This window comes from Nonomuraea turkmeniaca (assembly GCF_005889735.1).
Taxonomy (GTDB): Bacteria; Actinomycetota; Actinomycetes; order Streptosporangiales; family Streptosporangiaceae; genus Nonomuraea; species Nonomuraea turkmeniaca.
In genome coordinates, this window is sequence record NZ_VCKY01000358.1 from 1 (window position 1) to 7,935 (window position 7,935).

8 protein-coding genes are annotated in these 7,935 nt (G+C 73.4%); 5 read left to right on the forward strand and 3 right to left on the reverse strand.

Annotated elements, in window-relative coordinates; translation table 11 throughout:
- The coding region (locus ETD86_RS56350; protein ID WP_211370847.1) for a hypothetical protein at nucleotides 1–287 on the forward strand (287 nt) is incomplete at its 5' end.
- A 352-nt stretch (nucleotides 288–639) separates the two neighbouring features.
- Here ETD86_RS56350 and ETD86_RS50925 read toward each other — a convergent pair.
- On the reverse strand, nucleotides 640–1,569 hold the full coding sequence (locus tag ETD86_RS50925; RefSeq protein ID WP_138673820.1) for a lytic transglycosylase domain-containing protein: 930 nt from the start codon (nucleotides 1,567–1,569) through the stop codon (nucleotides 640–642).
- 439 nt (nucleotides 1,570–2,008) lie between these two features.
- Entirely contained in the window at nucleotides 2,009–2,797 is a 789-nt protein-coding gene (locus tag ETD86_RS50930) for an AraC family transcriptional regulator (protein WP_211370848.1), read from the reverse strand.
- A gap of 92 nt (nucleotides 2,798–2,889) precedes the next feature.
- Here ETD86_RS50930 and ETD86_RS50935 point away from each other — a divergent pair, with 92 nt between their 5' ends.
- Genes ETD86_RS50935 through ETD86_RS50945 form a run of 3 tightly spaced genes read left to right on the forward strand, consistent with a single transcriptional unit; the run spans nucleotide 2,890 to nucleotide 6,430 of the window.
- Nucleotides 2,890–3,699, forward strand: coding sequence for a phytanoyl-CoA dioxygenase family protein (locus ETD86_RS50935; RefSeq protein WP_211370849.1), 810 nt, complete (start codon nucleotides 2,890–2,892; stop codon nucleotides 3,697–3,699).
- A complete protein-coding gene (locus ETD86_RS50940) occupies nucleotides 3,696–3,956 on the forward strand; it encodes a hypothetical protein (RefSeq protein WP_127934273.1) in 261 nt (86 codons plus the stop codon). Before ETD86_RS50935 ends, ETD86_RS50940 begins: the two co-directional genes overlap by 4 nt.
- A gap of 59 nt (nucleotides 3,957–4,015) precedes the next feature.
- Nucleotides 4,016–6,430: a serine/threonine-protein kinase gene (locus ETD86_RS50945; protein WP_138673822.1), complete on the forward strand. Its 2,415-nt coding sequence runs from the start codon at nucleotides 4,016–4,018 to the stop codon at nucleotides 6,428–6,430.
- Between the two features lie 162 nt (nucleotides 6,431–6,592).
- Here the strand turns inward: ETD86_RS50945 and ETD86_RS56355 are convergent, their stop codons facing one another.
- On the reverse strand, nucleotides 6,593–6,754 hold the full coding sequence (locus ETD86_RS56355) for a DUF6203 family protein (protein ID WP_170223745.1): 162 nt from the start codon (nucleotides 6,752–6,754) through the stop codon (nucleotides 6,593–6,595).
- Nucleotides 6,755–6,839: 85 nt separating this feature from the next.
- Between ETD86_RS56355 and ETD86_RS50950 the strand changes: the two genes are divergently transcribed.
- Nucleotides 6,840–7,935 (forward strand): aldehyde ferredoxin oxidoreductase N-terminal domain-containing protein (locus ETD86_RS50950; protein ID WP_211370850.1); only part of this gene is annotated, 1,096 nt, incomplete at its 3' end.

Here is a 7,935-nt window from a genome sequence, read left to right on the forward strand (position 1 = left end):
AGCACGCGGCGCGGCGGGGCGGGCGGGTCGTCGCCTATCCCGGCCGTGACCTGCTCACGGGCACCCTCACCGTGGGCGAGCTGCTCGGCAGGTCCGCCATCGAGCGGGTGGTGGTGCTCGCCGTCCCCGATCCGCCCGGCGACGACGTGCCGGTCGTGACCGCCGATCATGTCAGGCCCGTCTGGCGGGACGGCCTGATGACCCTGCTCGCCATGCCCGCCGCCGGCGGCCGGATCGCGCCCGCCGAGGTCCCGAACCCGACACCCTGCTGCGTGGACCACGCGTAGGTTCCCTTTACGGCGCGGAAATCCGGCCACGCGCACGATCCTTCCTGACGCTCGCCGCTACCAAGACGTGAAGCGGCACGGGCTCTTTCACAGGAGGACTCAGGGTGAACGCCACCAAACCTCGCACGTTTGATCACCATCCCGGGGAGCTGCCGGATCAGGACGATCCGCGGCTCCTGGACTCGATCGCGCGGGGCGACCGGGCGGGACGGTGTCGGCGCTGCCGCAACCGCCCAAGGGGCTGTCGGACGACCTGTTCGACGGGCTCGGCTGCGACTCCGACGCGATCGCCGGCACGGCGGTGTACGGGGTCCGGGCGTAAGGGGTCAGCGCGGGCCGGTCACGTCCGGTGTCAGCGCGGGCCGGTCAGGCGGCGCTCGCCGGCCGTGGTGAGGACGAACACCTGCCAGTTGTAGTACACGTAGTAGTTCCTCGGGTCCCGCTTGATCTGGCGGGCGTGCAGGAGGATGGCGTTCACGTACGCGTCCGAATGGTTGTAGGCGTACAGTGCCCGCCGGTAGTTGCCCGGGGCGCCGCTGGCGCGCAGGTAGTTGGCCGCCGCCATGACGGCGTCGCGCGGATCGTGGACGTCGCCGCCCATCCCGTACGCCCGCCATGTCCCGGGCATGAACTGCATGGGCCCCTGAGCGCCGGTGTGGCTGGCGGATCTCACCCGGCCGAACTTGGTCTCGGCCAACATCACGGCCGCCAGCACCTCCCACTCCACCCCGAACCGGCGCTCGGCCTTCTTGAAGTACCCGAGCAGCTCGGCCGCGGGGCGAGCTGGGGCGACCTTGAACGTGGCGGACGGCTTGACGGGGTGGGCCAGGGCGAGCAGCCCGCGGATCGCGGCCGTGTTGTCCTTGGCCTGGGCGGCGAGCGCGGCGGGCAGGCGGGCGAAGGCCTGGGAGGCGACCTCGGAGTTGCGGGCGGCGTGGCGGTAGATGCGCTGCTGGTAGAGGGCCAGGAGCTGGACGTCCTGGGGCGGCTCTCCCTTCTTGGACCAGCGGTCGATGGCGGCGTGCAGCGCGGTGGTGGTCTTGCGCAGGGCGGCGGCCATCCGGGTGGCGTCCTTGGGGACGGCCGCGCCGGGGGCGGGCAGCTTCTCGCCCGAGGACGTCTGCGGGGTCGCCGCCGGGGTGGCCGTTCGGGCCGGCGCCGAGCCTGCGGCGCCTCCGGACGCAGCCGGAACCCCGCAGGCGGCGATGCCGGAAAGGGCCGCGATCGTCACCGCGGCGGCGGCGCGGGCCGGACGTCGTGGGCAGTGCTGGCGTTCCTCCATGGTCGGCCAACCTACCTGACGAGGCGGGCCGGCTACCCGAGCGTCCGCACGAACTCGCCGATGGCGCGGGCGGTCTCGTCCGGATGGTCCCAGTACGGGGTGTGGGTGCCGGGGAGGCGCTCCACCCACGTGCCGAGCCGCCCGGCCAGGCGGGGGGGCGGCCTGCTGCTGGGGCGCCCGGCCGTGCTCGCTGACCAGCACGGGCGAGCACCGGCTCGTGCAGGACGCAGCCGCGCACCAGCTCCGGATGGGTGACCGGCAGGCACAACACGAACGTGGCGCCGCTGCTGGTCCCGAACACGGCGAGCGGACCGGTCCCCAGCGCCCGGACCCGGGCGGCGGCGTCGCCGGCCTGTTCCCGCGGCGAGGTGGCCGTCCAGCCGGGCGGGCGCCGTCGGTGAGGTCGAAGCGCACCACGATCCTGGCGCGCGGCCCTCGATCAGCCCGGCACGCCCTGAGCTCCCCTGCCGTCGGCCGGCACGCCCTGAGCGCGCAGGGATCGGGGCGAGGCGCCGAGCTCGCGGCGGCAGGCCTTGTTGAACGCCTGCAGGTCCGGGATGCCCACGGCGGCGGCGATCGCGGGGATCGCCAGCGTCGACTCGCGCAGCAGGTGCAGCGCCCGGGCCAGGCGCCGGCGGCGGATGTAGCCGACGACGGTGTGCCCGGTGTGCGCGCGGAACAGCCGGGTGAGGTGGTTGTGGGAGACCCCGGCGGCGCGGGCGATGCCGGGCACGGTCAGCGGCGCGGCCAGGTCGGCCTCGATGTGCTCGATCGCGGCCGCCACGACGGCGTCCGCGCTGCCGGCCACGGGCAGGCCGGCCACCCTCCAGAGCACCGTCCACACCTCGGCCGAAGCGCGCGCCCGGGTGCCGGGTACGGCCGCGATGGCCTGCCGCAGCGAGGCGGCGATGAGCGGCGTCTGGTCGCCGGCGTCGCGCATGACGGGCACGTCGCGCCGCTCGCCCGAACCGGGGAGGCGGAAGTGCGCGTACAGGTGCTCGGACCTGCCCCGATAGTGGTAGTGCACTTCGGCGCCCGGTGGGATGAGGCTCACGTGGCCGGGCCTGATCGGGTGGGTGGTGCCTTCGAGCACCAGCTCGGCGGCGTAGCCGTACAAGTGGAGTTGCCACAGGTCGGGCAGCTTGAACACGTCGTGCGAGCTGACGACTCCGTGCACGCCGACGCCCGCCCCGGCCACGAGCGGAGGGTCGGACAGTGCGAGGCTCACCCGGTACATAAGGGCATATATAGGGGAAAACAGACCACTAGTCGATGATTACAACCCATTACATGACATATGCGTGATCATACGTTTGTGGCATGCGAACCACTTTGCTGACTTCTGTGCAGGTGGCCGGGTTCGTGGCGGCCGGCTATCTGCGGCTCGACGGCGTCGTACCGCAAGAGCTCAACGATCAGGCCGTCGACGTGCTGGAGGCGGGGATCCCGAAGGTGCCGTACGGGACTCCGCTCGACGTGGCCTTCCCCGCGGGATCCTTCGCGCGCAGGCTCGTCGAGGTGCCCGAGGTCGCCGGAGCCATGCACTCCCTCGTCGGCCCCGGCCCGACCGTCGACCACCACGCCGTGCACGTACGCGAGCCGCGCGGCGGCGAGGCCCAGCCGCTGCACGCCGACGCCATCATCGACACCCGCATGGACGCCTTCGACGTGCAGCTCATGTACTACCCGCGCGAGGTGACCACGGACATGGGCGGCACCCTGGTCGTGCCAGGCAGCCACCTGCGCCGCACCAACGAGAGCGACACCGGGCGCTACCAGAACCTGCGCGGCCAGACCCGGCTGACCTGCCCGGCCGGGACCGTGATGCTGCTGCACCACGGCATCTGGCACGGCGGCCGGCGCAACGACAGCGACCAGCGCAGGTACATGTTCAAGATCCGGCTCAATCCGACCGTGCCGCAGGTGCGCCTGTGGGACACCACCGACCTGGCCGACCCGGCTGTGGTCGCCGAGCTGAGCCGGCGCTTCCCCTGGTACGAGCAGGCGACCGGACGGCTGGAGATCCACAACCGGGTGCGCCTGTGGCGGGCGATGACCGCCGACCCGGACTTCGACATCGACTACTGGACGACCCGCGTGAACAACCGCCCCGGGAGGGCCGTCGCATGAAGCAGCAGGTCCTCGTTCTCTACCTGGCCACCTCCGCGCTCGACGCCCCCGTAGTGGGATGGTCCTCCTACGACGGCACCGGGCGCACCCACCCGACCGCGGGGGACGGGGACGAGCCGCCGTACGAGACCGGGGTGGACGCGCTGCGGGACGGCTGGCGGCTGTTCCAGGCGTCGCAGCTCATCCCGCCATACCCCGGCAGCGAATACGACACGTCGTTCCTGAAGCACGAGTTCTTCTTCGAGAAGCTTTCCTGACGCGGCGACCCCATGCCTTATCGTGTGGATCGCCCAAGGAGGTCCGGGAAAGGAGCGGGATGCCGGATATCCGCCCGCTCCGATCGGGCGATCCCGAACGGGTCGGCGGGTACCGGCTCGTCGGGGTGCTCGGCTCCGGCGGTCAGGGCACCGTCTACAAGGCGGTCGGCGGCGATGGCCGCGAAGTCGCCGTCAAGCTGCTGCACAGCCACCTGAGCGGGGACGACGACGTCACGAAGGGCTTCCTGCGTGAGGTGGAGGCGGCGCGGCGGGTGGCGGCGTTCTGCACGGCGGCCGTGCTGGACGCCGGGATGGTGGACGAGCGGCCGTACATCGTCAGCGAGTACGTGGCGGGCGACACGTTGCAGCAGCTCGTCCGGTCGGCCGGGCCGCGTGCGGGCGGGGCGCTGGATCGGCTGGCGATCTCGACGTTGACGGCGCTGGCCGCGATTCATCAGGCCGGGATCGTGCATCGGGACTTCAAGCCGGGGAACGTGCTGATGGGGCCCGTGGGGCCGATCGTCATCGACTTCGGGATCGCCAAGGCGCTGGATGCGACCACGCTCGTGTCCGAGCCGGTGGGGACGCCGACGTACATGTCGCCTGAGCAGTTCAAGGGGCTGCGGATCGGGCCCACGTCGGACATGTTCAGCTGGGCTGGGTCGATGGTGTTCGCCGCCACCGGCCGGCCGGCCTTCGCCGGGGAGACCGTCCCGGCCATCATGAACGCCATCCTGAGCGGCGACCCCGATCTGTCGGGAGTCCCGCCCCACCTGGTGGACCCGATCCGGGAATGTCTGGCCAAGGACCCCGCGGCCCGGCCGACGCCTGCCGACCTGATGCAGCGCCTGATCAGACGGACCGGGCCCGCCCTGCAACCCTTGCCGCCGTCTGCGCGCCAACCGTTGGCGGGCGCCCCGTCCGCACCGGCGGGCTCGGTGTCCGCGGGGCCCGCGCCTGGAGCAGGCGGGGCAGCCGCGGGTACGCCCTCCGGACCAGCGCGCTATCCGTCGTTCGGAGCCGCTGGCGAACCTGCCGGACAACCGCCTCCCGGCGCGCCGCCTGGGTCCCGGGGAAAGCCGTCCCCGGGACCGCAAGCCGGACCGGCAGGCCCACCACCCTCAAGACCGCAAGCCGGACCGGCAGGCCCACCACCCTCAGGACCGCAAGCCGGACCGGCGGGTTCGCCGCCTGTGGGTCTTCAGGCTCATCAGGCGGTTCCGGCGCGGGCGCGTCCGGTGGCGGACGTGGAGACGGCGCCGAGCGGTGGGAGGCGGGTCAGCCGGCGGGCCGTGATCAGCGCGGCCGGGGCGGCCGTCGCCACGGCGGCCGTGTCCGCGTTCGCGGTGCTGCGCCCCAGAGGGGGGTTGTTGCGGCCGGACGGCGATCCGTCGTCGTCGCCCAGCGGCAACGCGGCCTCCGCGAACGCCGGCTCGGCCTCGCCGAACGCGGGCTCGCCGTCCGCGCGGCCGACGCCCACCGCCTCCGCCGAGCCGTTCGGGACGCAGGTCAGGGAGCCGGTGTCGTTGCCGGGCGGGTCCGGCGCGCCCGTGGCGCTCGCTGCGAGCGCGAGCGGGACCGGCGTCGCGTGCGGCACGGCCAACGGCACGGTCCTCGCCTGGGACCTGAGCACGGCCGCCGCGATCGCCAAGGTCGGCGACGGCGGTGGCGGGGCGGTTTCGGTGGCGTACGGGGAGCGCGGCGGCGCCCCGGTGGTGGCCTCCGGGCACTCCGACGGCAGGATGCGGTTGTGGAGCCCGTCCGGGGAGAGCCTCGCCGCGCACCGGGCCGGCGACCCGATCATCGCCGTGACGGTCGCGGGCGGCCGGGCGATCGCGGTGTCGCAGAAGTACGACGGCATGCGGGACCTGCGCGGCACCGTACGGCTGTGGGACATCGCCACCGGCAAGCAGATCGGCGTCACCAGCACCGAGCACTTCCAGGGCATCAGGGGGCTGGCGTTCGGCCGGCTCGGGAAGGACGACGTGCTGGTGACCGGGGACGGAGGGGAGCGCATCCGGGTGCGGCGGCTGTCCACGGGGGTGGTCACGCACTCGTTCGAGACCGGCGAGATCGGCGGCATCGAACTGCTGGCCTGCGGCGAGCTGAAGGGCAGGCCGGTGGTCGTCTCGACCCATCTGGACGCGACCCTGCGCGTGTACGACCTGGCCACCGGCAAGCGCAGGAAGAAGTGGGCCTTCAGCGACCAGAGCCCCGACGACCGGGGCGCGGTGGCCCTCGTCGCGGGACGGCTCGGCGACGTGCCCATCGCGGCCGTCGCCCACGCCCCGGCGGGCGGCGAGGTGACCGTCCGCGTCTGGAACCTCGACAACGGCGAGATCATCGGCGAGCTGGGACCCGGGGAAGGCGGGGCGATCCGCACGCTGGCGCTGGCGGCACCCGCCGGGCGGCCGGTCATCGTGGGCGCGGGCGAGGACCGGTCCATACGGGTCTGGAGCCTGGGTGACGGCTGACGATCAGGCGCCGGTGAACCCACACTCAGCGGTCAGACGCCGGTGGACCCGTACTCCTTGGCGAGGTGGGCGGCGGTGAGCGTGCGGCCCGAGTGCCGGGCCACGCCGGGGTCTTCCAGCAGGGCGCGGACGGCGCGGCGGTGCCGGTCGTGGTCGACGACGTCACCTTCTCCTGCGGGTCGTGTGGCTCTTGTGACTGCTGTGGTGCCGCTGGCCGCGGCGTCTACGCCGCCGCCCCAGCACCCAGCCCACCGCGAGGAACACCGCGCCGATCGGCGTACGCGCCAGCCGGCGCAGCAGCACGGCCTTCAAGAAGCGTTTCATCCGGACCCCCTGCCCGCGGCGGGGCTTGCGACGCGTGGCTGTTGTGTGATGGTGTGCCGCCGCAACGTCCAAGGGAGGTCGTACCGTGCCGTTCATCGTTGATCTGACCAGCGGAACCGCCGAGCGTGAGCACCGCTCGGGCGAGCCGGGCCACTACGGCGGGTCCATACTCGGGTTGCGGTTGATGGCCGAGCGCACCCCTGCCGGGCTCGACCCCTACGACCCGCGGGCGTTGGTGTACGTGGCCGCGGGGATGCTCGGCGGGACGCGGGCCCCGGGGCTGGCCAAGGGCGTCTTCCTGGCCAAGTCGCCGTTGACCGGGGTGGCCGGGGAGGCGCATGCGCTGGGGCCGTTCGCGGCGGGGATGCGGGGCGCCGGCGTCCGGGCGCTGGCCGTCCAGGGGCGCGCCGAGCGGCTCTCCTACCTGCTGGTCCGTGATGGCGAGGTCTCGTGTCACGAGGCCGTGGAGTTGCGCGGGTTGGGCACCGCCGCCACCACCGACGTGCTCCGGGAGCGGCACGGGCCGGGCGCGCACGTCGCGGCCATCGGGCCGGCCGGAGAGAACCTCGTCCGGTATGCGAGCGTCGTCACCGACTACGCCTACGCCGCCGGACGGTACGGGATAGGAGCGGTGTTCGGGGCCAAGAACCTCAAGGCGATCGTGTGCGTGGGCGACGCGCCGGCCGAGGTCGCCGATCCGGCGGCGGTCGCCGCGATCGACCGCTACTACCGTGACTCGATCGCCGCCAACCCGCTGGCCGCCCTGCAGGCCGGCGAGCCCGGCTTCGCCGGCTGGACCGGCGAGCCGCCCGCCCCCGGGTACGCCTCCGTCCGGAACTTCACGCTGCCGGGAGGATTGCGGGTTCCCGGCGTGCGGGACTACGGCGGCCGGGCGGTGGCGGTCAGCGGCGCCTGTCCCGGGTGCCCGAACGACTGCCTGAAGGTGTACGCCCCTCCGTCCGCCGGCAAGCGCCGGGCGGGCGGGCTCGGGCAGGAGGCGTTCCTGTCGCTCGGCTGGAATCTCGGGATCGACGACCTCGACACCGTCCTGGCCGCGAACGCGCTCTGCAACGATCTGGGCCTCGACCAGGTCTCCCTGGGCGGGACGCTGGCCTTCGCGATGGAGTGCGCCGAGCGCGGGCTGCTGCCGGGCGGGCCCGCGTTCGGCGACGCGGCGGCGC